Source organism: Pseudomonas sp. IT-93MI4 (genome assembly GCF_949767635.1).
GTDB lineage: Bacteria > Pseudomonadota > Gammaproteobacteria > Pseudomonadales > Pseudomonadaceae > Aquipseudomonas > Aquipseudomonas putida_A.
Genome location: NZ_CATKPP010000036.1, coordinates 1 through 473, shown reverse-complemented (window position 1 = coordinate 473; position 473 = coordinate 1). Strand labels below are relative to the sequence as shown.

Sequence of the window (473 nt, the reverse complement as noted above, 5' to 3'; positions counted from 1 at the left end):
TGAATCAACTCGCGCAGGGCTTCACGCTCAGGCGAGATGGGCTTTTCGCGAGACGCATGCAGCGCTTCGGCAAAATCGGCGAGAACCGCCGCGTCGATGGGATCGGTTTTGGCGTTCTTGCCCATTGCTACGGCAAAGGCTCTGGCCCGGCGAGGATTGATCCTCAACACGCTGAAACTTGCCTGCTGCAATGCCGCCATGACCTTGCGTTCATAGCCGCCTGTGGCTTCCAGCAACACGCGGCCAACCGTGTACTGACCTAAACGCGCGACCAGCACATCAAAGCCTTCAACGGTATTGGGAACTTCAAAGCCGTCTTTCTGTGGTTGAACCCAGACGACCAGATTGGATTTGGAGATATCGATGCCGACCCAGGAAATCATGGCAAAACCCTCTTACACTCAGAAGTGAGAGTGCTCTGGCTTTGCCCACGCTTGTGATTCGAGTGGCGCTCGTCCAACTGTTCGGGCTTA

Annotated in this window: 1 protein-coding gene; it reads right to left on the bottom strand. The window is 56.0% G+C overall.

Annotated features, from left to right (window positions below; genetic code table 11):
- A partial coding sequence (locus ACM6I7_RS16875; RefSeq protein ID WP_414888912.1) for an IS110 family transposase occupies positions 1 to 383 on the bottom strand: 383 nt, incomplete at its 3' end.
- Positions 384 to 473: the final 90 nt, after the last annotated feature.